We start from the raw sequence: 22,692 nt of genomic DNA, 5'->3' as shown, positions 1-22,692 counted from the left end.
TTCAGATCCCGCGGTCCGCTCAGGCGCGACGGCGGAAGAGTCGATCCCAGAGCCCCGGGCTGCGTACCTGCTCGCCACTGAGGCTGCTGTGCAGGTAGGCGGCCAGACGCTCGATGTCCTGGGTCATCGCCGAGCGGCGGTTGACCTGGTCGACCGGTACACCCCGGTCCTGGGCAGCCACGGCGGTGGCGTAGTCGTTGGTGACGCGGTGGATGCACTCGAGCTTGAGCGTGCGCTTCATCGCCTGGATATCCAGGCTGGCGATGCGGCTCTGGGCGCGGTTGTTGACCACTTCGATCTGCTCGCGGGGGACACCGTTGAGCGGCAGCCGCTCGAGCAGGACCTTGGTGTCGCGGATGGTCACCAGGCTCTTCTGGGAGACCAGCAGCACCGGGTGGGCCATGCGCAGCGCCTCGAGGGTCCAAGGCACGAAGAGCCGCGGCACATCGACGATCACCACCTCGTAGAGATCCAGGGCGGCCTGGAGCAGCGCACTGGTGGCCCCGGGGCGGATGGTGTCCACCTCGGTGAGATCGCCGGGGGCCGGCAGCACGTGCAGCCCGCTGGCGTGCTCAATCATCAGCGCCTGGAGGAAGAGCGGGTCGATGCGCTCGGGCTGGAAGAGCGCGTTGGTGATGTCCGAGCCGACCCGCAGGTCGAGGCCGAGTGCCGCCGCCCCGAACTGCACGTCCAGATCGATCAGCGCCACCTTGTGCTTATGGCGCGCGGCCAGGGTGCAGGCGACATTGGTCGCCAGCGTGGTCGCCCCGCTGCCGCCCTTGGCGTTGACGAAGGCGGTCAGCGCCCCCTTGTGGGATCGGGCCCGCTGGACCCGCGAGCGCTTCTCCGACATGCACTCGATGACATCGAGAACCAGGCCCTGGACCTCCAGCGGCCGGGCGTAGACGCGCCGGACCCCAAGGCCGAGCATCCGCCGCGCGGTGAAGCTGTCGCTCTGGCCGCAGACGACGAAGACGGCTACCCGACCGCCGGTCTGGTGGAGGATCTGCTCCACCTCGTGGAGGTCCTCGGCCTCGTTGCCGCCGAGCTCGAGCAGGATGATATCCGGCTGCTCGTCGCTGGCCAGCTGGTTGCGGGGACGCTCCCCGGTCGCCACATGCCGGATGGCAAGATGGATCCCCTGAACCCGGGCCAGCGCCTCGGTGAGCTGATCGGCGGTGGCGTCCTCCTGGACGAGCGCTACCACATTGAGTGTTACGAGCATGGTTCTGTCCACCTGTCCGTCGTTGCCATGGCCCCGGCCCTAAGGCGCCGAAACCTCAAGATCCCGCAGGGACTCCCCGATCTGCGTGCTCGGGAAGGCCGGGATCGCGATCGCCGCCGGGATCCCCAGAAGCCCGGGCACCACCGGCTCAAACTCCAATCCCTCCACCTCGACGCGCACCAGGCGCACCGGCGTCAACCGTCGCGCCGCCCCCGTGATGGAGCAGGCGTAGGTGAGCCGCACGTTCTCAGCCCCGGCGATCAGTGGCTGACGGCGCTGCATGGCCGCCAGCAGCGACGAGTCGGCGTCGGGGCTGCAGACCACCGAACCGCCGGGGCACTCGAGGCTGCCGAGGTCACAACCGCTGGGTGGGGTTGTCACCACCGCCAGGCGCACGCCGGCCCGGGTAGCCTCCACCGTCCGCCCCCACTCCAAGAGCATCCGGCTGAACTCGAAGCCGCCGAAGACCAGCAGCAGGAAGAGCGTTACCCCAAGGGCGAACTCCACCATCGCCGCCCCCCGCTGCCGTTTAGGGCGCCCCACGACCGCCTGCGTATGCGAGTGCCTAGTCATCGCTCCAGCGCTCCTCGGTGCGGGCGTTGAGCATCACGCGCCCGATGCCGGTAAAGGGCACCACGCCCTGCCCGAAGAGGGCGTCGAACTCCACCTCGGCCGCCACCACCACCCGACAGACTGCCCGCCCCGGCACGGCGTCGATGCGTTCAGGCGCCGGTATCGTGACCAGGCCCGGATGCAGCCCCGGCACCACCGCCCGGCGTTCGCCGCAACCGGCGGCGTCCCCGCAGACAACCAGGTTGGCGGCGGCCTGCTTTACGGCCTCCCAGTCCGCCGAATCGTTGATCGAGCAGTCGCTGCCGTCGAGCAGCCCCTCGGTGCGGGTGATATGGCGGGCCCCAACCGTGACCGACTTGGTCAGCGTGTTCTCCTGATAGAGCACCCGCCCGAACTCGGTGATCCCGAAGACGATGATCATCAGCGGGATCAACACCAGGGCCAGCTCCACCAGGGCCGCACCACGCCACCGCCGGGGGCTATTCATAGAGCTGCACCTCGACGAAGTACTCGTCGTCGTCTTCATTGGCGAGGCCCATGAACTCCACAACATAATCCGCGGTGCTACCCCGTTGGGTCGCGGCCTGCAGAACAAAAAACTTGGCGAATGTATCGGCAAACACCCGACGTTGACCGCGTAGATTCTGTGCCGTGCAATCCACAATGGCTACAAAGATCACTCGACGATCAGCCATGGACCTTGTTTCGGAGATGTTCTCTTGGTTCGGGAGGCCTTCGACTATAGGATTGGCACCGCTGCTGCGGTCCGCCGGATCTGTGTAAAGAGCGCGACGGTCCGGCTCCGGGGTTGACCACGGATCCGAGTATCTACCAGACATCAGATCATAGTGAGAGATCGGCCCCGGCGGGCAGGCAATGTCATCACTAGTCCCGCGAATACCATCCGGGCCATTCGGGTCGCAGGGCATTAGTCCGCTGTTCAGCTCCCACTGATACACCTCATAGCGCGTCCAGCTATCCCACCCCAGCGGCTGCAAAGCTTCATGGTATCCGTGGAACGTATCCCAGTACCCCTCCCTATCCCAGTCCCCATTCCCAAAAAGTTCGTTGCCGTAACGTGAACCAATATCCTGCGGATACTCGATGACATTAGGCGCCGGAGAAAAATCTTTGGCATTAAAGCTTTTATAATAATCAAAGCGTGTATTCCATCCCCATACCGGATGACTCTGAGGGTTCCCTGGCCTTGTCCCCACCCAGCCTGTGGTACAATCATCGCGCTTTTCCTTCGGGTCAGCAATGTATTCGCCTACGGCACGGAGACCGCCGTTAGAGTTACCACCACCTCCTCCCGATCCCTTATTAACCTCTCCTTTTTTGCCATTCGGGATTTGCAAAAGACCGAAATTCCCCGGAGCCCAGATGTGACTCCCACCCACATTCTCCTGCCTTAGAACCACGGAATCCCCAACCTGGATATAACCTTCAGCCACGGCGTGGGAAAAGTTTTTACCAATACCCTCTAGAGGATTGCAGAGCATCATCGGCGGGTAATCGCAGGCAAAGAAGTGTCTCCCGGCCACGGCCCGCGCACTCACCGTCGCAAAACGCGCGACCTCGTCGCCGAGGACCTCAAGGGCCGGCAGGAAGAGCAGATCCACGGTGTAGGCGTCGGCGTTGCCGGCGCGCGCCGGGTCGAGCCAGATCTCCATGTAGCGTGCCCAACGATCGTCGGTGCTAAGGCAGCGAGCGCGCTCGGGTAGCCATTCGCCGTTCAGCTTCTGCTCGCAGTGCTCATTCGGCTCATCTACTTCAAGATCTTCGGCGCTGCCGATCCAGCTGTAGAAGACGATCGGGCTCGTGTCGGGATCACCCGGCTTGTAGACCAGCTGATCGAGGAGTTCCGGGTTGCGCGAGAACCGACCACGGTGGCTCAGCGTATCTTTTGCCGCTATCACCGCGCGCTTACGAGCATCGGGTTCGCCGTCGAGCTCCCAGGCCCCCGACCGCGCCGCGGCATCGGCGGCGTTCTGCATCTCGCTCTGCTGGACAAAGACCCGTCCCAGATCCAAGGCCAGCGCGGCGAAGCCGAGCAGGACGATGAACACCACCGCGCTGATCACCAGGAAGGCCCCGTTCTGCTTGTGCGGGTGCCGGATCTTCATTCTGCTTCCCTCGGACGGCCTCTGCCGTCGGTATGCCGTGTTACGGATTGATCAGTTGCCCGCTGGCCGCCTCGGGCCGGGCGGTGCGGTAGCGCTGTACCGCCGACTCGGCCTGGCGGCCGTCCAGCCCGGCGGCCTCGGTCGCCTGCTCGCCGGCCTCCGGATCGATGGTCTGCTGCGCGATGTTGTGGCGGACGGCATCGCCGAAGCCGTCGCGCAGCCCCTCCTGGCCGGTGCCGGCGCACCCGCTGCCGATCAGCAGTGCCGCGACCGCCCCCGCCATCATCAGTGAACCGTTCCGTGTCATGACTGCTGTCCTCCTAGAACTCGTGGCCGTAGGCGCCTTCCAGGCCGCCCTCGCGGGACTGCTCTTCGCGCTGCCGACCCTCGTCCCGACGGACGGCCCGCGGCGGCATCCCCTCCAGGCGACCCATCAGGTACTGATCGACGGCCGACGGCGGGATGAAGGTGTCCGTGGGCAGGCGCACCGTGCCGGCCGGTCCGGGCTGGACCAGGCGCGGACGGACCACGATGGCCAGCTCGGTCTCATTACGCTGGTAGGCGCTGCTGCGGAACAGGGCACCGAGGATCGGGATGCGGCCCAGTCCGGGGAGCTCGCGGATGACGCTGTCCATGTCGTTCTGCAGCAGCCCGGCGATGGCGAAGCTCTGCCCGTCGCCCAGTTCGATGGAGGTGCCGGCACGGCGGGTGGAGAGTCCGGGCACGGCGGTGCCCAGCACCTGGGTGCCGCGGTCGCGGTCGAGGGTGGAGACCTCGGTCTGCAGCTTGAGGTTGATGGTCTCGCTGGAGAGCACCGTGGGGGTGAACTCGAGCCCGACCCCGAACTCCTTGAAGTCGATGGTGATGGCATCCGATCCGCCGGACTGCACCACCGGCACCGGGAACTCGCCGCCGACCAGGAAGCTGGCCTGCTGCCCGGATATGGCCACGATGTTGGGTTCGGCCAGGGTCTTGGCCGCGCCCCGGGTCTCCAGCGCCTGGAGCCGGAGCATGACGTCGGTCCACTCAAACAGGCCGTCGACGAAGGCACCCGGCACCGAGGCGGCGGAGCCACCCGTGATGAGGTCGTAAGCGAAGCTGTCGGAGGAACCTCTGATCTGGCCCTGCACCCCCAGCTCGCGCAGGGAGTTGCGGCGGACCTCGGCGATGCGCACCTCGAGCATGACCTGCTGCCCGCCGCCGACGCGGAGCATGTTGCGCACGTCGTCGCCGGCGAAACTGCGCGCGGCGGTGAGCGCCGTCTCCAGGGCCCGTGCGTCGGAGACCTCGCCGGAGAGGATCACCGCGGCGTTGGAGCTGCGCACCTCGATCCCGGTCTCATCAGGCAGGAGCTCGTGGAGCTTGCGCTTGAGCCCCTGGGTATCGTGGGTGACCACCAGATCGAGCAGGGCCACGACCTGGTCATCCTCATCGCGCAGGGCGAGGTTGGTGCGCCCCGCGCCCCTGCCCAGCAGCAGGACGCGCCGGGACGAGAGCAGACGGACATCGGCGATGTTGGGGTTGCCCACCACCACCTGACTGAGGTCCGTCGGCGCCGTGACCACCTGGGACTTGCCCAGGGCCAGGGTCATCTCGCCGACGTCGAGATCGTCGCCGAACTCCAGGGTATTGGCGGCGGCCTGGTGGGCGGCCACGGCGGCCAGCAGGCAGCCGATCAGCACGCTCAGAACCGCTCTTGTTCGCATCGCCGTGGCCATCGCCCGGGCACTCCTTTGGTGGTAAATCATCTTCCTGTCCCTGTCCGTGCGCACCCGGCTCAGCCGGCTGCGTTGGCGGACGCGGGCTCGTCACCGCGCTCGACCTGCTCGTTCTCCACCTCCAGGCCGCGGATCACCTCGACCCGGTGGCGGTTCGGGGTGGCATTGCGGACGGCGGGGGTCACCGGCGGCGCGTCCCGGTTGATGAGATCGACGGTGCGGATCACCCGCGCCGGGATCTCCTTGTCGTGGTCGAACTCGCTGCGCAGGGCCAGCTTCACCTGGCCGACACGCTGGGCGAGGGTGATCTTCTGCGCCTGCTCGGGGGTGGCAAGCAGCGTCACCGCCCGGGCGATGCGCGGGTCGTCGCCGTTCTCGTCGCTGATCTGGTCGATGGCCAGCACCTGCATGTCCTGCATGAGCTTGCGGGTGACCAGGTCGTCGTTGAGACGGCCGGCCGTGGTGGTGTGGAGGATGTCCACCCGGTCACCGGGGAGGACGAAGCCGGCCACGCCCTGGATCTCGTCGGTGGAGATGGTGACCGCGCGCTTGTCCTCGGGGATGCGCACGGTCAGCCCGGCACGGGCGCCGGGCGGGGAGATGCGGTGCGGCAGGACCACCTCGCCCTGGCGCATCTCGCGGATAACCACCGGGCCGCGGTCCGCCTCCGGGCCGAGCCCGATGACGTCGGCGACAGTGCGGTAGGTGCCGCTGGGCACGGCCTGGGCGGGGAACGGGGCCGTGGTCAGGTGCTCCGGCTCCAGCCGACTGCCCACGGTGACATCGTGGGCGGCGACGACCACGTCCACCATCGGGGTGGCGGGCTCCGCGGCGGCCTCCCGCGGGATCTCCTCGGGGACCAGCGCGGTCTGCACCAGATAGACCGCCACGCCGCCGAGGAGCACGGCGATGAAGAGGATGAAGAGGGCTCGGGCTTGCATGGCGGGTCTCCTTGGGCCGTCCCTGGCCCGGGGCAAGATGACGTTAACCGCTGTTAGTCGTCACTTCCCAATCCACCCAATTCGTCGATAATGGTGTTAAACACGCCTTCACCGTCATCGCCGCCCCACAGCGCCCCGGCGACCGCTGTCAGGCCAGCAATTACAGCAACAGCGATCAGCCCCACCAGCAACGCGTACTCTACGAGGGCCGCCCCGCCCTGGCGGCGCCCCACACCGCGGCGCATGCGGCGCTTGAGGGCCTCGCGGGCCTCATCGATCTGGACGCGGGTGGCGATGGCCGCGTCGTGGGCCTGCTCGGTGACCTGCTCGATGGTTTCTTTCATGGTTCCGACTCCATTTGCGGATAAGCATTTTTGGGGGATGTCATCCACCCTGACGACACCACCGGCGTATGGGGCGCGCCGATTGGTCTTTTTCGGCCAGCGCCGCCAGGCTGCCCAGCGGTTAATTCGAGATTAGACCGGTCCGGAGGTTCTGCAAGCGCGCGGGCTGTAAAGATTTGCGACACTCGAGCAGGGTCGCGGGGCAGGCGGCACCGGGCCCGGAACGGGCCGCGGATCAAAACCGCCGGAGTCTAGCAGAGGTCCATGAACTTGCCAGTGCATCGAAGCGACACCGCAACCTGCTGATCTGATAAGGGAACGACGAACACATAGCCGAACTTTTTCAAGACGGAAACACTCCCGCCCCTGCTATTGAGGATATTATCTATCGAATCGGTGGACCGCTCCCTAAGGCTCCAGAATAAGCGCTATCACGTGTATCAAAACCGGTCCAAACAAAAGAAAAAATCGAACACCCGTCGCCAAAACCAATCAAAACCGAACCAAATCCCCGAACCATGGAGCGGCCCTGAAAAACATTATCTCCCCCTGGATTCCATTTCCTCCCGGGCATTCGGGTCCCGCTCCCAGCGCGAGCATCGAGACTGCGCAGGAACCACCCCATCCCACTCCCGCGGATCGGCCCAAGATGCTGTTTTTAGAACGATTCCATAGGGGCGCCGCCCATGGGGGGTCGCACCGATGGGCGCCGCTCCCGGCGCCGACGGCAACACCCCCGATCAAACGGGGGGAATCAGAGGACAATGCGGATCCGACCGACCGGCGATCACCAACTGGTAATCAGGCCCCGCCCCCCCCTGCTTCGGACCCGAAACAACCGTTCCAATGGACCGGTATTGTCCACGCTTGGGCGGGTGCTCCATCGGCATGCTGCGCTGCAAAATGGCGCAGGGGCGCAGGCATTTCCCGGCGGATGCTCGGCGGTTTTCAGAGCAGGGAATCGGCGGCCGCCGGCGGGCACGCAGGAGACCGCAACGGCCCTACCAGGGCAGCCCCATGGACTGCTGCTGGTAGGTCCGGCGCATCAGCTCCTCGGCGTGGGCCTCGGCCTGGCGCTGCTGCTCGTAGCCGCTGCCGTGGGCGATCCGGGTGCCGTCCCGGTGGAAGAGCTCGAAGGCCCAGCGCCCGTCGGGCTCGCGGTAGGTCTCGTAGTACATGGCTGCTCCTCGGCGCCGCCTCCCCTGCCGCCAAGGATAACGCGCGGCGCCGGGGTCAGCCGTCGCCGGCGATCCCCGACAGCATGGCCGCCAGCCGTTGCCGGTCCACCGGCTTGGTCAGGTAGTCGTCACAGCCGGCGGCCAGACACTCCTCGCGGACCTGGTCCACGGCGTGGGCGCTCAGGGCGACGATGGGGGTGCGCGCACACGCTTGCTCGGCCTCCTGGGCGCGGATGGCCCGCACCGCATCGGGTCCGTTGAGCCCGGGCATCTGCACGTCCATGAGCACCAGGTCCCAGTCCTGCTCCCGCCAGGCGGCCACCGCCTGGCGGCCGTCCTCCACCAGCGTCGGATGGACGCCGGCCAGCTCCAGCTGCGCCTGGATGAGCAGGGCGTTGGTGGCGTCGTCCTCGGCGACCAGCACGCGCAGGCCGGCGGCCTGCCCGGAGACCGCTGCGCCGGGGCCTTCGGCTCGGGGTGGCTCCGCGCGGGGCAGCCGCGCCGTGAAGGAGAACGTGGACCCCTGCCCCGGCTCGCTGGCCACCGCCAGGCGCCCGTCCATCAGTCGCACCAGCTCGTGGCAGATGCGCAGGCCCAGGCCGTTGCCGGGCTGGCGCCGGAAGGACGGGTTGCCCTGGGCGAACGCCTTGAAGATGTGCTCGCGATCCCCGGGGGCGATGCCCACGCCGGTATCGTGGACGGCGACGTAGAGCCGTCCGGTCCCCTCCGGTGCAACCTCCAGCACTACCTCGCCGCGCTCGGTGAACTGGATGGCGTTGCTGACCAGGTTGTGCACGACCTGCCCGAAGCGGGTGGCGTCGCCGCGCACCCACTGCGGGGTACCCGGCGCCTCGCGGACGCGAAGCGCCAGCCCGGCCTCCTCGGCGACGGCGCGCAGGACCGCCACCTGCCGCTCGATCACCTCGGCAAGCTCGAAGGGCTCGTCGCGCAGGGTCAACCGCCCCGACTCCATCCGCGAGAGATCCATCAGCGTGTCGATCAGCGCCAGCAGCTTCTCGCTGGCGCTGCGGCACAGGTCGAGGTACTCGCGCTGCTGCCCGGTCAGCTCGGTGGCCTGGAGCAGGTCGGTGAAGCCGTAGATGGCGTTGAGCGGCGTTCGCAGGTCGTGGCTGACGGCGGCGAGGAAGGTCTGGCGGTCGCGGTCGGCCTGGGCGCGGGCCCGCTCGGCCGCGACCCGTTCGGTGTTGTCGATGCCCACGGCCTGGAAGTGGCTGATCAGGCCGTCCTCGTCGAAGAAGGCCTGGCAGGTCCACTGCACCCAGCGCTGCTCGCCGGTGGCGGCGGTAACCGGCAGCTCCAAGGTACCCACCGGCTCGGAGCGGTTGAAACGGCACAGGAAGGCCTCGAGCTGCTCGCGCTGCTCCGGCGCCAGCCATTCGATCCAGCGCCGACCATCCATCTCTGGCGCCGGCACTCCGAACAATTCCGCCACCATGCGGTTGGCGTAGAGCAGCGTGGTATCCGGCAGAAAACGCTGGATCAGATGGGGATGGTAATCGAGAATCTCCAGCATCTGGTCGCGCTCGCGCTGGAGGCGCTTGCGCCGGCTGATGTCCTGGAAGGAGATCACCGCGCCGGTGATCCCATCGTCCTCGTCGCGCAGGGGCGCGGCGTAGACGAGCACGTCGAAACCGCGGCCGTCCATCCGCCAGAAGTAGTCCTGCCACGCCTCCAGGGGTTCGCCGGTGCGAATCACCCGGAAGATCGGGCACGCCTGCGCGGGGTACGGGCTGCCGTCCGGGTGGCTGTGGTGGGTCAGTGCGTGGGCGTCCCGGCCGAGGGCTGCCTCCTCCGAGGGAAAGCCGAGCAGCTGCCGGGCCGCGGGATTGAGGAAGGTGAAGCGCCCGGCCCGGTCGAGCCCGCAGACGCCCTCATTGATGGCCTCGAGCAGCCGGTCGCGCTCGCCCTGCAGGCGCACATGCTCGCTGATGTCCTCGACCATCCCGTCGAAGACGGTCCGGCCCTGCTCGTCCTCCACCCGGCGGACCGACAGCCGCAGCCACAGCGGCCGGCCTCGCAGCGTGCGGGCCTGCAGCTCGACCCAGCCGACGTGGCCGTGGCGCTCGATCAGGTCGCTGATCTCGGCCCGGCGCTGCGGATCGCGGTAGAGCGCCGACACCGGCGTGGCCAGCAGCTCCGCCTCGCTCTCGGCCTCGAAGAGCTCGACCATGGCCGGATTGACCTCGAGAAAGCGCCCCGCCGGGCCGGGGGTGTTGCGGTAGATGCCCACCGGCAGGGAGCGGAAGAGGTCGTGGAAGACCTCGAGCCGGCGCTGATAGCGCCGTATATCGGTGATGTCGTGGACGATGGAGTAGAGGTACTGCCGGCCGCCGAGCTCCAGCGGCCCGCTGTAGACCTCGACATCGCGGACCTCGCCACCCTGCACGCGGTGCTGGAAGCGGAAGTAGCGACGCTGCTCGGCCCGTGCCCGGGCCATCTCGGCGTGCACCTGCGCATCATCGAGGGTATTGATGTCCTGGATGCGCATGCCGCAGAGCTCCGCCCGGGGGTACCCGTAGAAGCGCACGGCACTGGGGTTGGCGTCGCGGATGGCCCCGGATTCCGGGTCGATGAGCAGTTTGACCGCGGTATTGTCGGCGAACATGCGGGCGTAGAGCCGCTGCGCCTCGGTCTGCTCCGATCCGTTCATGACAGTCCCTGCCAGCGCTGCCGCCCACCGGTTTCAACTCCGATGCACCATACCATTGCCTTGCGTTTCGTGGGGCTGCGCGACACCGTGTCGCGGCCGCCTCAGCCGCCGCGCCGGTCGCTTCCGGCGTCGATCAGCCCCAGGCCCTGCCAGACCGGCAGGCGCTCGCGCAGGATCCCCCGGGCGCGCTCCTGGAGCTCGCGCAGGTTGGCCCGCTCGCCTTCCAACACCTGGCCATCGCGCACCATGCGCCGACCCACCGGACGAAAACGCGACCAGACGGCCTCGGCCAGCCGCTCCGCACGCTGCGGGGCCCCCTGGCGCAGCGCCACCAGGGCGACGATCTCGGTGTCCGAGGCGGCCACGGCGCTGCCGATGGCCGGCGCGGGCAGATGGCCGTGGGCTTCATCCTCGAGGATGCGCTCGGCGAGCAGCTCGGCCAACCGCCCCGCGGGCCCGGGATCAACCGGTGGCTGCGCCGGGTGGGCCTGTCCGGTGGCGACCAGCACGGCGCACGCCTGGATCAGCGCCGGCAGCTCGACCCCGGTGGCCTGGCGCAGGTCGCCGAGGGTGGTCGGACCGCGGGCGATGCGATCCATCAGCGGCTGGTAGATCCGCGCCTGCCCGGTCAGCTCGCCGAGGTGGGTGTGGAAGACCGGGGTCATCTCAGCGCGGGTGAGCAGCGGCGCCACCGCGGTCTGGAGCACGGCGGCGTCCTGCTGCGCCGGCGTGCCACGGCGGCTGCCCTTGATGAAGACGTCCCGGCGGAATACCCGGTTCACCGCGTAGTCGCGCAGCAGCTCGCGGTAGTGGGGATCGGCGACGTCCTCCAGGGCCGCGCGTGCCGGCTCGGGAAGGCTCAGGGCGTCGTAGTTCTCCACCAGATCGGCGGAGCCGACGTAGTCCAGGCGGGCCGGCGCCAGCTCGGCGACCAGGTCGGTGAAATAGAGCGGCTGAGCGGCGGTGTTCAGATACTCGTGGGCGAGGTAGGTGGCCTCCCGGGCGGTGTCGCCGAGCCCGTCGAGCTTGGCCGGCGCCGCCGGATGGCGATCGAAGTAGGCGAGCCCGGCCTCGCGGAGCTGCTGCATGAAGGCCAGGCCGGACTCGACCTGCCGGTCGCTGCGCCCGGGGTGGCGGGCGGCGTGCTCGCGCAGCAGCCGCTGGAAGGGCAGCACCCCGGCCCAGCCGGGCATGGCGTTGTAGCTGACGTAGACCAGGCCGCCCGGCTTCAGCCAGCGCTCGAGCAAACGCACGATGGCCTCCCGGTTGGCCGGGCTGACCCAGGCGTAGATCCCGTGCAGGGTGATGTAGTCGAAGGGGGCCAGCGCGGCGTCGGGCCACTGCGCAGCCTCGGCGAAGCTCGCCTCGTGGAAGGTGACGTTCTCCAGCCCCGCCGCCGCGGCCTGGTCCCGGGCATTGGCGATCTGCCCGGGCAGGAAGTCGATGCCAACGAACTCGGCGTGGGGATTGGCGGCGGCGAGCAGGTTGGTGCCCAGCCCCTGGCCGCAGCCGAGCTCGGCGTAGCGAAACGGCCGGGCCGGATCGGGCGCTGGCTCGCCCTGGAGCCGGGCCACGAAGCTCAGATAGCCCGGGGCGAGTTCGCGGTAGAAGCCGCTGATGTAGTTGATATCCGAGACGTAACCGCCGCTCCAGTCCATGCTCTCTCCCCTTTTGGCGCGCCACGGTACCAGTTTCCGGGCAGCCTGCCTGCCCGACCGGCACAAGGGGGAGCCCGTGTGCCGCGGGCGGCGCTCGCCAGGGCGGCGCCGCGCGACTAGAGTGACGGTATGCGCCGTGGACTATTCGCCATCGCCCTGGTGGTCCTGATCGGCGCCGTCCACCCCCCGGCCGGCGCCGTGGAGATCCTTGAGCGGGATTTCCAGGTCGCGCGTCCCGACTACCAGCTGCGCGTCGTCGCCCGGATCGACGCCCCGCGCGAGGCGGTCTGGGCGGTGCTCACCGACTACGAGCGACTCTCCGAACTCTCTCCCGGCCTGCTGGAGAGCCGGATCGTACCGGACGGCGCCGGCGAGGCCGTCCTGGTGGCCACCGTCACCGAGGGGTGTCTGGTGCTGATCTGCCGCCGGGTGCGCCGCGTCGAGGCCATGGAGGAGGAACCACCGGAACGCATCCGGGCGCGCATCCTGCCGGAACACAGCGATCTGCGCCGCGGCGTGACCGAGTGGCTGCTCGAGGCCGACGGCGAGGCGACCCGCATCACCGTCGACAGCCACATCCGGCCCGACTTCTGGGTACCACCGGGCATCGGCCCGCGCCACATGCAGCGCACCTTCCTCAGTGATCTAACCGAGTTGATGGAGCGGGTTGAGCGCATCGCGCAATAAACGGGTCCGCTAGCACCAGCGCTTAGTCGTCATCCCGACGCAGGACCACCTCCGGCTCGTCGCCCCCTATCGACCAGCGCACCGCCACCTGGATCGGTGCGCAGCAGACCGGACAGTCCTCCACGTACTCCGTGTCCTCTCGATCGGTGTCGAGGAGCAGCTGGAATGGATCACCGCAGTAGGGGCACGAGACACTCCTTTCCGGCCGCCAATCGGAATACATGGCTCACCTCGTCGTCACTGCACGCCCCGGCGATGCGAGCATCACGCCGGCAGCCCTAACGATTCCCCAGCTCCATCACGCCCGGCAGCCGGCGCGGTCGCCACACGCCGAGAACGACATTGGCGATGCAGATGATCAGCACCACCCAGAGCACCAGCGGCTCGTTGTGGACGTTACGCGGGATCTCGTCGACGCCGATGCGACCAGCGGCGGCCGCATCGGCCGCCGCGGCGACCTGCACCGCATTGCCGTGGATGAAGGCCAGGGTGGCCGAGAAGATGCTGAAGCTGAGGATACCCTTGATCCACACCCAGCCGGCCTGCCGGAAGCCAGTGTAGAGGGCCATGCTCATCAGCCCGGAGAGGAAGACCAGGGCCAGCGAGGGCAACAGCAGCCAATTGCCGATGGCGGCGATGCTGCCGCGGATGACGGCGTACTCCTCGATGGCCGTCGGCTCCGGGGCCAGGCCGAGCAGGATCAGGTGCACGGCCACGGCCCCGGTGAAGCCGATGGCCCCGAGGGTATGGAGGATCTTGAGCGACTTGATCAGCATGGATGCTCTCCGCTGCGCGGTCCGGTGGCAATCCCGGCGCCCCGGCCTATCCGGTTGCTGCCTCCTCGGTGACCTCCGGCAGCCGGGCGGAAAGCCAGGCGCCGGCCAGGCCCATGGCCGAGAGGATGAGGATCACGCCGGTGATCGGCATGACCGCGGTCAGGGCCCCGATCAGACCGGTGAGCAGCAGGACCACGCCGATGACGGTGTTGCTGACGGCGACGTAGTCGGTGCGCTTGTTGCCGCCGGCCAGATCGACCACGTAGGTCTTGCGGCCCATGCGCACCCCGGCGTGGGCCACGGCGAGGAGGAAGAAGAAGACGGGGTAGACGGCAGCGTGGCCGGCGACCCCCGGCAACAGATGGACAAGCGCCACCAGCGCGATGCCCACCAGCGCAGCGGCCAGCCCGGCGCGGATCATCACCCGGCGGCTGGAGGCATCCGCAAAGCGCCCCCAGAACGGCGCGGAGAGCAGATCCGCCAGGCCGTCGGCGATGACGAACAGCCCCAGCGCCAGGGCGGCCGCCCCGGTCTGCTCGTAGGCGAGCATGACGATGAACGGGGCGGTCAGCGCCGAGCAGAGCAGCAGCGCGCGGGCCAGGACGAAACGCCGGAACGGCGGATCCTCGGCGAGGAGACTGAGCCGATCCACCGCCTCGCGGATGGCGTTGGCGCCGCCCGCGGTCTCGCCGGGCTCCTCGCGGATGGCGGCGTAGAACCCGGCGCCGAGTACCCACAGCGCCGCGGCACCGGCGAGCAGCAGGGCGTAGAAACCGGCTCCCCCGGCCTCGCCCATGCCCAGCCACAGCGCCAGGCCGACGCCCACGGTCACCAGTCCGGCGGCGGCCGCGGACCAGCCGTTGACCTGGCCGCGCCGGGTCTTGGGCACGGTCTTGCCGAGGACGTCCTTGGAGGCCACCGAACAGAGGCCCCGGGCCAGGCTGAAGAGCACCAGCGCGGCGATGATGCCGGCACCGGCGGCCGCCCCCTCGAGGGTCAGCGCAACCCCGGCCATGGCCAGCACCGCCCCGCCCTGCAGGAGGTTGCCGAGCACGTAGGTCCACTTGCGCACCGCCCGGCGCCGGACGAAGCTGGCGATCAGCAGCTGCGGCAGCAGCGAGCCGGACTCGCGCACCGGCACCAGGAAGGCCGTGAAGAGCCCCGGCGCGGACAGCGCGCTGAGCACCCAGGCGAGGACCGTCTTGGGGTTGGCGATGGCATCGCCGAGCTTGGTGAAGAACTGCGCGGCGATCTGCAGGAAGAAGTTGCCCGGGACGACCCGGCAGGCGTCCGCGCTGATATCGCGGCAGACGCGGGCGTCCTCCTCGTTGACCAGGGTTCGGTAGGCCTTGTCCAGGGCGCCTTCGGCAGGCGTGGCGGCCGGCTGCTGCTCCATGGTGACGGGTCGGCTCCGTGGCTGCGGGATCTCGCCTCGAACCGCCCAACCCTACCAACACAACCGCATCGCGGCGAGGCCCGTGGCGGTGCTCACAGCTGGCGCAGCCGCCCCCGGACCCACCCGAAGGCGATCCGCTCCTGCTCAAGACGGACCCGCCCACCCAGGCGGCCCCGGCGCAGATCCTCGAAAAGCGCCGCTTCCGCCGTGCCTGTTCGGGGTCACCGTTAGGCTGCATAATGCCGTTCTATGGAGAAGGAAGAACACCCCACGGCGCCCGAACATGACGGCACGCCGCCGACCATCCTCATCGTCGACGACGAGCCGACCAACATCCAGGCGCTGGCCCACCTGCTCAAGGACGACTACCGCATCCGGGTCACGGCAGCCGGCGAGAAGGCGCTGGCGATCGCCGCCGCGGATCCGCAGCCGGATCTGATCCTGCTCGACGTGGTCATGCCCGAGCCCGACGGCTACGAGGTCTGCCGCAGACTCAAGGCCGACCCGCGCACCCAGGGCATCCCGGTGATCTTCGTCACCGGCCGGGACAGCGCCGCGGATGAAGAGCGCGGGCTGGAACTCGGCGCCGTGGACTACATCATCAAGCCGTTCAGCCCGCGGATCACCCGCACCCGCGTGCGCAACCACGTCGAGCTCAAGCGCAAGACCGACGCGCTGGAGCGGCTCTCGCAGCGCGACGGGCTGACCGACCTGCCCAATCGCCGGGTGCTGGACCAGCGCCTCGGGGAGGAGTGGACGCGCTCCCAGCGCGGCGGTACGCCGCTGTCAGTGGTCATGATGGACATCGACCACTTCAAGCCGTTCAACGACCACTACGGCCACGGCGCCGGTGACGACTGCTTGCGCCGCGTCGCCCGTGCCCTGGCCGGCGTACCGGGGCGAACCACCGATCTGGTGGCCCGCTACGGCGGCGAGGAGTTCATCGCCCTGCTGCCCTACACCGACAAAGCCGATGCCTGGCGGATGGCCGAACGATTCCGCACCGCGGTGGCTGCACTCCAGCTGACCCACGGCCACACCACCACCGGAATCGTGACCCTGAGCGTGGGCGTGGCCACCCATAACGCCGGCGACGGGACCGCCAGCGCCGAGCAGCTTCAGCAGGCCGCGGACCGGGCGCTCTACGCGGCCAAGCAGGCCGGCCGGAACCGGACCCACCAGGCGCCGGCCCCCTGAGCAGGCGCCGCAGCCCCGCCCACACCCTGCGACGCACCGCGTCGGACGCTGTGTTAATCTGCCCTTAACCCCTCTTCCGACAAGGGTACGGCGGAGGGACGCACGGCACCGCAGCTTCGGGGGTGACAGCATGACAGGCGCTGAGGCAAACCCCGGTAGCACAACCGGCCGGTGCGGCGAGTGGCAGACCCTGTTCGCCCACCTCCCCGACGCCACCCTGCTCATCGATCCGGGCACCGGCCGCGTGCTCGAGGGCAACCCGGCCGCGGCCGAGCACCTCGGCTACCCGGTGGAGGCGCTATGCGGTCTGACCATCCCCGATTTCGAGGCCGTCGAAACCCCGGAGGAGATCGCCGCGCACGTTGAACGGATCCGGCGCCACGGGCGCGACGACTTCGAGAGCCAGCACCGCCGCCGCGACGGAACGCTGATCGATGTCCAGATCACGGTCTCGCAGATCGATTTTGGCGGACACCCCCGGCTGCTCGCCGTCTTCCGGGACATCACCGAGCGCAAGGAGACCATCCGGGCCCTGCGGGCCAGCGAGCAGCGCTTTCTCGATGTGGTCAACGCGGCCGGCGAGTATATCTGGGAGATCGACCGCAACGGGATCTACCAGATGGTGACCGCCCAGATCGAGCCGGTTCTCGGCCGACCGGTGGCGGAGATCATCGGTCGCTCCCCGGTCGATTTCATGCCCGCCGAAGAGGCTCAACGAATCCAGGCGATGCTCGCCGAGCGGGCCGAGACCGGGGCCCCCTGGCAGGGCCTGGAACATGAGTCGCTGCACCCGGACGGCACCCGGATCTGGCAGCGGGTCAGCGGGCTGCCGATCTTCGACGACCACGGGGCGCTGATCGGCTTCCGGGGCACCGGGCGAGATATCACCGCCGAGCGCCAGGCCCAACGCAACGAGCGGCGGCTCAACGAGCGGCTGCGCCTGGCCACCACGGCGGCCCGGATCGGCGCTTGGGAACTGGATCTGGAGACCGAGCAGCTGGAGTGGGATACCGGCTCGACCCGCATCTTCGGCTTCGACCCCACCGTTTTCCAACACCGCCTGGCGGGCTGGCGCGCCCTGCTCCCGACGGAGAGTCAGGCGATCACCCGGGACCTGGTCGAACGCACCCTGCGGACCCAGGAGCCGTGCGAGGCAGAATTCCGCTTTGAGCGCCCCGACGACGGGACCGTACGGCACATCCGCGCCGTGGGCCATTCGGTCCGCGACGAACAGGGCCGGGTCCGGCGCGTGGTGGGGATCAACGAGGACATCACCGACCGGGTCCAGGCCCGTGAGGCCCTGGCGGCGCAGGAGGCCCGCTTCCGCGGCCTGTTCGAACTCGCGCCGGTGGGGCTGGCGATGAACGACTTCGAGACCGGTGCCTTCGTCGACTTCAACGCCAAGCTGCCCGAATCGGCGGGCTATACCCGCGAGGCTTTCGCCGGGCTCACTTACTGGGACCTGACCCCGAGCGAGTACGAAGAGCAAGAGCTGGAGCAACTCCGGGCCATGGAGGGCACCGGTTACTATGGGCCGTACGAGAAGGAGTTCATCCACCGCGACGGGCATCGCTTCCCGGTTTTGCTCAACGGGTTCCGCATGACGGACCCGCAGACCGGGCGGACGGTGATCTGGTCGGTCATCCAGGATATCTCCGAGCGCAAGGCGGTGGAACGGACCCTGCGCCGGGCCAAGGAGCAGGCGGAGAGCGCGAACCGGGCCAAGAGCGACTTCTTGGCCAACATGAGCCACGAGATCCGCACGCCGATGAACGCCGTCATCGGCCTGGGACAGCTGCTGCTTGACACCGATCTCGCGCCCACCCAGCGCAGCTACGCGGAGAAGATGCACAACGCCTCGCGGATGCTGCTGGGGATCATCAACGACATCCTCGACTACTCCAAGATCGAGGCGGACAAGCTCACCCTCGACCCGCACCCGTTCGACCTCCACGAGCTCACCGATCAGATGGCGACCCTGTTCGGCGAGACGGCCGGCGAAAAGGGCCTGGAGCTGTTCCTGCGGGTGGAGCCGAGCGTCCCCTCATCCCTGACCGGCGACGCCCTGCGCCTGGGCCAGGTCCTGAGCAACCTGCTCTCCAACGCCATCAAGTTCACCCGCAAGGGGCAGGTCGGGCTCACCGTCGAGCGCATCGATGAGGACGCCGAGGGCGTGCGGCTGCGCTTCACCGTCGAGGACACCGGCATCGGCATCAGCGCCGAGCAGCGCCGCCACCTCTTCCAGGCCTTCTCCCAGGCGGACACCTCCACCACCCGCAACTACGGCGGCACCGGCCTGGGGCTGGTGATCAGCCAGCGGCTGGTCGAGCGCATGGGCGGTGAACTCCAACTGTCCTCGACGCCGGGCGCCGGCACGCGCTTCTCGTTCGAGCTCCGGCTACCCACCGCCGGGGCCCGATCGCCGGCCACGCTTGAACCGAAGGCGTTCGGGGGGCACGTGCTGGTGGTCGACGATCACCGGATCGCCCGGCAGATCCTGCGCGAACACCTGGAGGGATGGGGGTTCGCGGTCACCGAGGCCGACAGCGGCCCGGCAGCGATCGAGGCCGCGCGGAGCGCCGAGGGCAGCGGCCGGCCCTTCAAGCTGATGCTGATCGACGTGCACCTGCCGGGCGGACCGGATGGCCGGGATACGGCACAGCACCTGCGAACCCTACACGAGCACGGCGACCTGCCCGCCACCGACGCCCGCATCATCCTGGTCAGCGCTTACCAGCCGGAGGGCGAGGCAGCGGACGATCACATCGACGGCCACCTGGCCAAGCCGGTCACCGCCTCCACGCTCCTGGACATGATCCAGACCACCCTGGGCGGCGATGCCGACGGCGGAACCGCCTGCGAGACCGGGACGATCCCGGATCTGACCGGCCGCTCGCTGCTCCTGGTCGAAGACAACGCCATCAATCAGGAGGTGGCGCAGCGGCTGCTGGAACAGACCGGCGCCCGGATCATCCTGGCCAGCAACGGCGCCGAGGCGGTAGCGCGCTGCCGCGAGGCGCCCTTCGACCTGATCCTCATGGACCTGCAGATGCCCATCATGGACGGCTACGAGGCCACCCGCGAGATCCGCCGAGACCACCCCTCGCTGCCCATCCTGGCGCTGACCGCGGCCGTGCTCGACAGCGACCGCGCAGGCGCCCGTGAAGCCGGCCTGGATGATCACATCGGCAAGCCCATCGACCGGCAGCTGCTGTACCAGCGCCTGGCCTACTGGCTCGGTGAGAGCCGTCCGTCGTCCGCCGCAGCGGATGCCTCCACGCCGGTCGACGAAGGGGATGAAGCCGACACGCTGCCCGAGCACCTGCCGGGGATCGATCAAGCCCTCGGGCTACGCCACCTGGAGGGGGATCGGGCTTTCTATCGGCGCCTGCTGCAGCGCTTCACCGACCAGCTCGACGGCGAGCTCGGCCAGCTCCCCGCGGCCCTGGACCGGGGCGAGACCGCGACCGCGCAGAGGCTGGCGCACACGCTCAAGAGCACCGCCGCCACCGTCGGAGCCACCCGGCTGGCCGAGGCCGCGACCGCCGTCGACGGCTGCCTGAAGGCCAACGAGGCCGTGCCCGAGGAGCTGCACGAGGCCGTGCGCGCGGCCCTGGCCGAGCTGGCCGGCGGCCTGGCAGCGCTGGCAAAGGCGCCACCACCCCCTGCGCGGCCGAGCAGCCGGGACAAGGCCGCCGGAGGGAAGGCCCTGGCAGCACTGCAGAGGGCCCTGGACAGCCACGAACTGGTCGAGGAGGCGCTTCTGGAGGCGGCCCTGGAGCACCTGGCCACCTTCGCCGAGGCATCGACGATCGAGGCGCTGCGCGCGGAGATCGAGCAGTTCGATTACGAGGCGGCTGCCGAGCGGCTGAGCCGTCTGGCCACGAAGACCTCCCCGCTGGATGGAGGCCAGCAAACGCCCTGAGGGGAGGCACGACCGCCTGGCGCCGGCGTAGACGCGCTCAGACCGGACAGCCGGTGGACTGTTCCCGCAGCCTGCGGATGTGATCGATGAGCTGCTGCAGGACACCCAGTCCGACCCGCTCCTTGAACACCCGGTCCGCCCCGGCCTGCAGGCAGTCGCGCTGCACGTCGGCCAGAGGATGGGCGGTGATGATAGCAATGGGGGTGCGCGGCATGTCCTCCTCGGCTTCGGCCTGACGCACCAGCCGGGTCAGCCGGCGTCCGTCGAGATCGGGCAGGTGCAGGTCGAGGAGCATCAGGTCCGGGGGCCGGCGCTGCCACTCGTCGAAGGCGTCCACGCCGTTGTCCACCAGACGGGGTGCGCAGCCGATGCGCAGCAGGAGTTCGTAGAGCAGCCGGCCACTGGCCGCATCGTCCTCGGCGACCAGCACATCGAGTTCCACCGCACCCGGGGACGGGACCTCGTCACCGAGCAGATCGCCAACCATTGAGGCCTCGCCGTCGTTGTCGGCCTCCGGGAGCACGGCGGAGAAGCTGAAGACCGCACCCGCGCCGGGGGTGCTCTCCACCCGGATTTCCCCACCGAGCAGCGAGACGATCTGCTGGCAGATGTAGAGGCCGAAGCCACAGCCGGTTTCACAGGTGGGTGAGTTGCAGGCGCGCGTGAAGGCCTCGAAGATGCGCGCCTGATCCGCCTCGGCGATCCCCGGCCCGGTGTCGGCCACCGCCACCTCGATCCGCGCCCCCTCAAGCCGCCGCACGCGTACCGTCACCGAGCCATGCTCGGTGAAGTGGATGGCGTTGTGGGTGAGGTTGTTGACCACCTGGAGAAAGCGTACCGGATCGCCGCGCACCCGGCGCGGCAGCGCGCCGCCCCACTCCAGGTGCAGCTGCAGTCCCTTGCGCTCGGCGAGTTCGCGCAGCAGCGCCACCTGCTCCGACAGGCAGCGGCGCAGGTCGAAGGGCTCGGCGCGCAGTTGGCCTGCATCGGGCTCGGGCTGTGCCAGTCCAAGGATGGCGTGGACCTGGGCGAGGAGGGTCTCGCCGGCCATTTCCGCCTGCTCGAGGTCGTAGCGCTGCTCGGCATCCAGGGCGGAGGCCCGGAGACGCTCATGGGCCCGGCCCAGGGTCCGCAGCGGCTTGCTCAGCCCATGGCTGATCGCCCGAAGGGAGGCGCGGTGCTCCTGCTCGGCACGGGCACGGGCCCGCTCGGCCTGGCGCTGCTCGGTGACGTCCTCGTTGATCCCGAACATCCGGCTCGGCTGGCCCTGCTCGTCGTAGAGCTGCTGTCCGGCGGAGCGGATATCCCGCAGGCTGCCGTCCGGCCGGCGGATGCGAAAGGTCGTCTCCCAGGGCTGGCCCTGCTCCACCGCCGCCCAGATCCGCTCCAGCGCGGCCCGGCGGTCTTCCGGCAGCAGGCGCTGCTCCCAGGCCGCGAAGGTCAGCGGCGCATCGCCGTAGGGCACCCCGTAGAGGTCGTACATGGGCTGATTCCAGTGGAACACGCCGGCGCGCATGTCCAGTTCCCAGACCCCGATCCCGGCGGCTTCGGTGGCGACCCGAAAGCGCTGCTCGTTCTGATGGATGATGCGGTGATACGGGTTGGACATCCGGGCACGCCCCTAGCCTTCCGTGCATTGGACTACCCTCAGAATATACGCGCTTTTTGCGGCGCGACATAGCCTGCTGCCTGCAACGCCGGCGAAGAGGAATCCCGCAGGGAAATCACGTTGTGCAGTGCACCGCGCCCGGCAATATTGAATGGGCAGCGTTCCAGCACATTGCGGAGGTGGGGAATGTTTAGTGCGATCCAGAAGACCCTTGTCCTGATTGGCCTCGCCGTTATCGCCGTCGTCTATGCGGGCATGAATGTGCACGCGTGGGCCTGGTGGGAGACGGCGGGCACCCTGCGTGAGCAGTACGACGCAACCATCATCGGCCTCAACGGCCTCGCCGGCCTGCTCATGATCATCGGCGGCGCCTTTGGGGCCGAGAACTACTACCGTGACCTGCGCGGGGACAATCTCCCGGGCAGCGGCGGTATGGCGGCAAGCCTGCCGAGTTCATCGCTGCGGGTGGACCAGGAGGCATTCTTCAGCTCTAGTGGCAGCGCCGCCGGCTACGATCTGGCGATCAAGCTCGGCTTTGTGATCCTGCTCTGCGGCCACGCCTTGATCGTCTACTCCCGGGCCGTTAGCTGACCGGGGTAGCGAACAGGCGAAATCCCGAATAGCAAGGCGGGTTGACGCAACCGGTCATCGCCCCCCGGCCGGGGGGG

At 68.8% G+C, this 22,692-nt stretch carries 19 protein-coding genes and 1 pseudogene; 4 read left to right on the top strand and 16 right to left on the bottom strand.

Annotated elements, in window-relative coordinates; genetic code table 11:
- Positions 1-19: 19 nt before the first annotated feature.
- The 11 genes from LRG07_RS09100 to LRG07_RS09050 all read right to left on the bottom strand — a co-directional run bounded on the left by LRG07_RS09100 (position 20) and on the right by LRG07_RS09050 (position 12,434).
- Positions 20-1,225, bottom strand: coding sequence for an AAA family ATPase (locus LRG07_RS09100; RefSeq protein WP_238642193.1), 1,206 nt, complete (start codon positions 1,223-1,225; stop codon positions 20-22).
- A 39-nt stretch (positions 1,226-1,264) separates the two neighbouring features.
- Positions 1,265-1,798: a TadE/TadG family type IV pilus assembly protein gene (locus LRG07_RS09095; RefSeq protein ID WP_238642192.1), complete on the bottom strand. Its 534-nt coding sequence runs from the start codon at positions 1,796-1,798 to the stop codon at positions 1,265-1,267.
- Positions 1,791-2,285, bottom strand: coding sequence for a TadE/TadG family type IV pilus assembly protein (locus LRG07_RS09090; RefSeq protein WP_238642191.1), 495 nt, complete (start codon positions 2,283-2,285; stop codon positions 1,791-1,793). Before LRG07_RS09090 ends, LRG07_RS09095 begins: the two co-directional genes overlap by 8 nt.
- Positions 2,278-3,924, bottom strand: a complete 1,647-nt coding sequence (locus tag LRG07_RS09085) for a pilus assembly protein TadG-related protein (RefSeq protein ID WP_238642190.1) — start codon at positions 3,922-3,924, stop codon at positions 2,278-2,280. Before LRG07_RS09085 ends, LRG07_RS09090 begins: the two co-directional genes overlap by 8 nt.
- Before the next feature lie 40 nt (positions 3,925-3,964).
- Complete coding sequence (locus tag LRG07_RS09080; protein WP_238642189.1) at positions 3,965-4,231, bottom strand: hypothetical protein; 267 nt, start codon at positions 4,229-4,231, stop codon at positions 3,965-3,967.
- Positions 4,232-4,244: 13 nt separating this feature from the next.
- Positions 4,245-5,642 (bottom strand): type II and III secretion system protein family protein, encoded by a 1,398-nt coding sequence (locus LRG07_RS09075; protein ID WP_238642188.1) that lies wholly within the window; start codon positions 5,640-5,642, stop codon positions 4,245-4,247.
- 59 nt (positions 5,643-5,701) lie between these two features.
- Positions 5,702-6,583: a Flp pilus assembly protein CpaB gene (gene cpaB / locus LRG07_RS09070; protein WP_238642187.1), complete on the bottom strand. Its 882-nt coding sequence runs from the start codon at positions 6,581-6,583 to the stop codon at positions 5,702-5,704.
- A gap of 53 nt (positions 6,584-6,636) precedes the next feature.
- Positions 6,637-6,927 (bottom strand): Flp family type IVb pilin, encoded by a 291-nt coding sequence (locus tag LRG07_RS09065; protein ID WP_238642186.1) that lies wholly within the window; start codon positions 6,925-6,927, stop codon positions 6,637-6,639.
- Positions 6,928-7,928: 1,001 nt separating this feature from the next.
- Entirely contained in the window at positions 7,929-8,105 is a 177-nt protein-coding gene (locus LRG07_RS09060; RefSeq protein WP_238642185.1) for a DUF1508 domain-containing protein, read from the bottom strand.
- A gap of 55 nt (positions 8,106-8,160) precedes the next feature.
- On the bottom strand, positions 8,161-10,776 hold the full coding sequence (locus LRG07_RS09055; RefSeq protein ID WP_238642184.1) for a PAS domain S-box protein: 2,616 nt from the start codon (positions 10,774-10,776) through the stop codon (positions 8,161-8,163).
- 101 nt (positions 10,777-10,877) lie between these two features.
- The gene (locus tag LRG07_RS09050) at positions 10,878-12,434 is read right to left on the bottom strand and encodes a class I SAM-dependent methyltransferase (protein ID WP_238642183.1); all 1,557 of its coding nucleotides are present in this window, start codon (positions 12,432-12,434) and stop codon (positions 10,878-10,880) included.
- A 129-nt stretch (positions 12,435-12,563) separates the two neighbouring features.
- Between LRG07_RS09050 and LRG07_RS09045 the strand changes: the two genes are divergently transcribed.
- Positions 12,564-13,121, top strand: coding sequence for an SRPBCC family protein (locus LRG07_RS09045; RefSeq protein WP_238642182.1), 558 nt, complete (start codon positions 12,564-12,566; stop codon positions 13,119-13,121).
- A 22-nt stretch (positions 13,122-13,143) separates the two neighbouring features.
- Here the strand turns inward: LRG07_RS09045 and LRG07_RS09040 are convergent, their stop codons facing one another.
- From LRG07_RS09040 to LRG07_RS09025, 4 genes and pseudogenes are all read right to left on the bottom strand, one after another.
- On the bottom strand, positions 13,144-13,344 hold the full coding sequence (locus LRG07_RS09040; RefSeq protein WP_238642181.1) for a CPXCG motif-containing cysteine-rich protein: 201 nt from the start codon (positions 13,342-13,344) through the stop codon (positions 13,144-13,146).
- 55 nt (positions 13,345-13,399) lie between these two features.
- Positions 13,400-13,897 carry a hypothetical protein gene (locus tag LRG07_RS09035; RefSeq protein WP_201169329.1) on the bottom strand — a complete coding sequence of 166 codons (498 nt, stop codon included), beginning with the start codon at positions 13,895-13,897 and terminating at the stop codon, positions 13,400-13,402.
- 46 nt (positions 13,898-13,943) lie between these two features.
- A complete protein-coding gene (locus LRG07_RS09030) occupies positions 13,944-15,293 on the bottom strand; it encodes an MFS transporter (protein ID WP_201169331.1) in 1,350 nt (449 codons plus the stop codon).
- A gap of 92 nt (positions 15,294-15,385) precedes the next feature.
- A pseudogene (locus LRG07_RS09025) lies at positions 15,386-15,490 on the bottom strand (Wadjet anti-phage system protein JetD domain-containing protein); the annotation flags it as partial.
- 52 nt (positions 15,491-15,542) lie between these two features.
- Here LRG07_RS09025 and LRG07_RS09020 point away from each other — a divergent pair.
- Complete coding sequence (locus LRG07_RS09020) at positions 15,543-16,490, top strand: diguanylate cyclase (RefSeq protein WP_238635467.1); 948 nt, start codon at positions 15,543-15,545, stop codon at positions 16,488-16,490.
- A gap of 130 nt (positions 16,491-16,620) precedes the next feature.
- Positions 16,621-20,415 carry a PAS domain S-box protein gene (locus LRG07_RS09015; protein ID WP_238642180.1) on the top strand — a complete coding sequence of 1,265 codons (3,795 nt, stop codon included), beginning with the start codon at positions 16,621-16,623 and terminating at the stop codon, positions 20,413-20,415.
- 37 nt (positions 20,416-20,452) lie between these two features.
- Here LRG07_RS09015 and LRG07_RS09010 read toward each other — a convergent pair whose 3' ends face one another.
- On the bottom strand, positions 20,453-22,024 hold the full coding sequence (locus tag LRG07_RS09010; RefSeq protein WP_201169346.1) for a hybrid sensor histidine kinase/response regulator: 1,572 nt from the start codon (positions 22,022-22,024) through the stop codon (positions 20,453-20,455).
- 186 nt (positions 22,025-22,210) lie between these two features.
- On the opposite strand from LRG07_RS09010, the gene LRG07_RS09005 reads away from it, so the two are divergent.
- On the top strand, positions 22,211-22,615 hold the full coding sequence (locus LRG07_RS09005) for a hypothetical protein (protein ID WP_201169347.1): 405 nt from the start codon (positions 22,211-22,213) through the stop codon (positions 22,613-22,615).
- The last annotated feature ends 77 nt before the right edge of the window (positions 22,616-22,692 follow it).

This window comes from Halorhodospira sp. 9622 (genome assembly GCF_022228025.1).
Classification (GTDB): Bacteria; Pseudomonadota; Gammaproteobacteria; order Nitrococcales; family Halorhodospiraceae; genus Halorhodospira; species Halorhodospira halophila_A.
The sequence above is the reverse complement of the archived record's forward strand: the minus strand, read 5'-3'. Positions and strand labels throughout refer to the sequence as shown.

Bases quoted from the DNA above. Each gene is read 5' to 3' on its own strand.
- LRG07_RS09100 (WP_238642193.1), bottom strand. From the start codon at position 1,225: ATGCTCGTAACACTCAATGTGGTAGCGCTCGTCCAGGAGGACGCCACC.
- LRG07_RS09095 (WP_238642192.1), bottom strand. From the start codon at position 1,798: ATGACTAGGCACTCGCATACGCAGGCGGTCGTGGGGCGCCCTAAACGG.
- LRG07_RS09090 (WP_238642191.1), bottom strand. From the start codon at position 2,285: ATGAATAGCCCCCGGCGGTGGCGTGGTGCGGCCCTGGTGGAGCTGGCC.
- LRG07_RS09085 (WP_238642190.1), bottom strand. From the start codon at position 3,924: ATGAAGATCCGGCACCCGCACAAGCAGAACGGGGCCTTCCTGGTGATC.
- LRG07_RS09080 (WP_238642189.1), bottom strand. From the start codon at position 4,231: ATGACACGGAACGGTTCACTGATGATGGCGGGGGCGGTCGCGGCACTG.
- LRG07_RS09075 (WP_238642188.1), bottom strand. From the start codon at position 5,642: ATGGCCACGGCGATGCGAACAAGAGCGGTTCTGAGCGTGCTGATCGGC.
- cpaB (WP_238642187.1), bottom strand. From the start codon at position 6,583: ATGCAAGCCCGAGCCCTCTTCATCCTCTTCATCGCCGTGCTCCTCGGC.
- LRG07_RS09065 (WP_238642186.1), bottom strand. From the start codon at position 6,927: ATGAAAGAAACCATCGAGCAGGTCACCGAGCAGGCCCACGACGCGGCC.
- LRG07_RS09060 (WP_238642185.1), bottom strand. From the start codon at position 8,105: ATGTACTACGAGACCTACCGCGAGCCCGACGGGCGCTGGGCCTTCGAG.
- LRG07_RS09055 (WP_238642184.1), bottom strand. From the start codon at position 10,776: ATGAACGGATCGGAGCAGACCGAGGCGCAGCGGCTCTACGCCCGCATG.
- LRG07_RS09050 (WP_238642183.1), bottom strand. From the start codon at position 12,434: ATGGACTGGAGCGGCGGTTACGTCTCGGATATCAACTACATCAGCGGC.
- LRG07_RS09045 (WP_238642182.1), top strand. From the start codon at position 12,564: ATGCGCCGTGGACTATTCGCCATCGCCCTGGTGGTCCTGATCGGCGCC.
- LRG07_RS09040 (WP_238642181.1), bottom strand. From the start codon at position 13,344: ATGTATTCCGATTGGCGGCCGGAAAGGAGTGTCTCGTGCCCCTACTGC.
- LRG07_RS09035 (WP_201169329.1), bottom strand. From the start codon at position 13,897: ATGCTGATCAAGTCGCTCAAGATCCTCCATACCCTCGGGGCCATCGGC.
- LRG07_RS09030 (WP_201169331.1), bottom strand. From the start codon at position 15,293: ATGGAGCAGCAGCCGGCCGCCACGCCTGCCGAAGGCGCCCTGGACAAG.
- LRG07_RS09020 (WP_238635467.1), top strand. From the start codon at position 15,543: ATGGAGAAGGAAGAACACCCCACGGCGCCCGAACATGACGGCACGCCG.
- LRG07_RS09015 (WP_238642180.1), top strand. From the start codon at position 16,621: ATGACAGGCGCTGAGGCAAACCCCGGTAGCACAACCGGCCGGTGCGGC.
- LRG07_RS09010 (WP_201169346.1), bottom strand. From the start codon at position 22,024: ATGTCCAACCCGTATCACCGCATCATCCATCAGAACGAGCAGCGCTTT.
- LRG07_RS09005 (WP_201169347.1), top strand. From the start codon at position 22,211: ATGTTTAGTGCGATCCAGAAGACCCTTGTCCTGATTGGCCTCGCCGTT.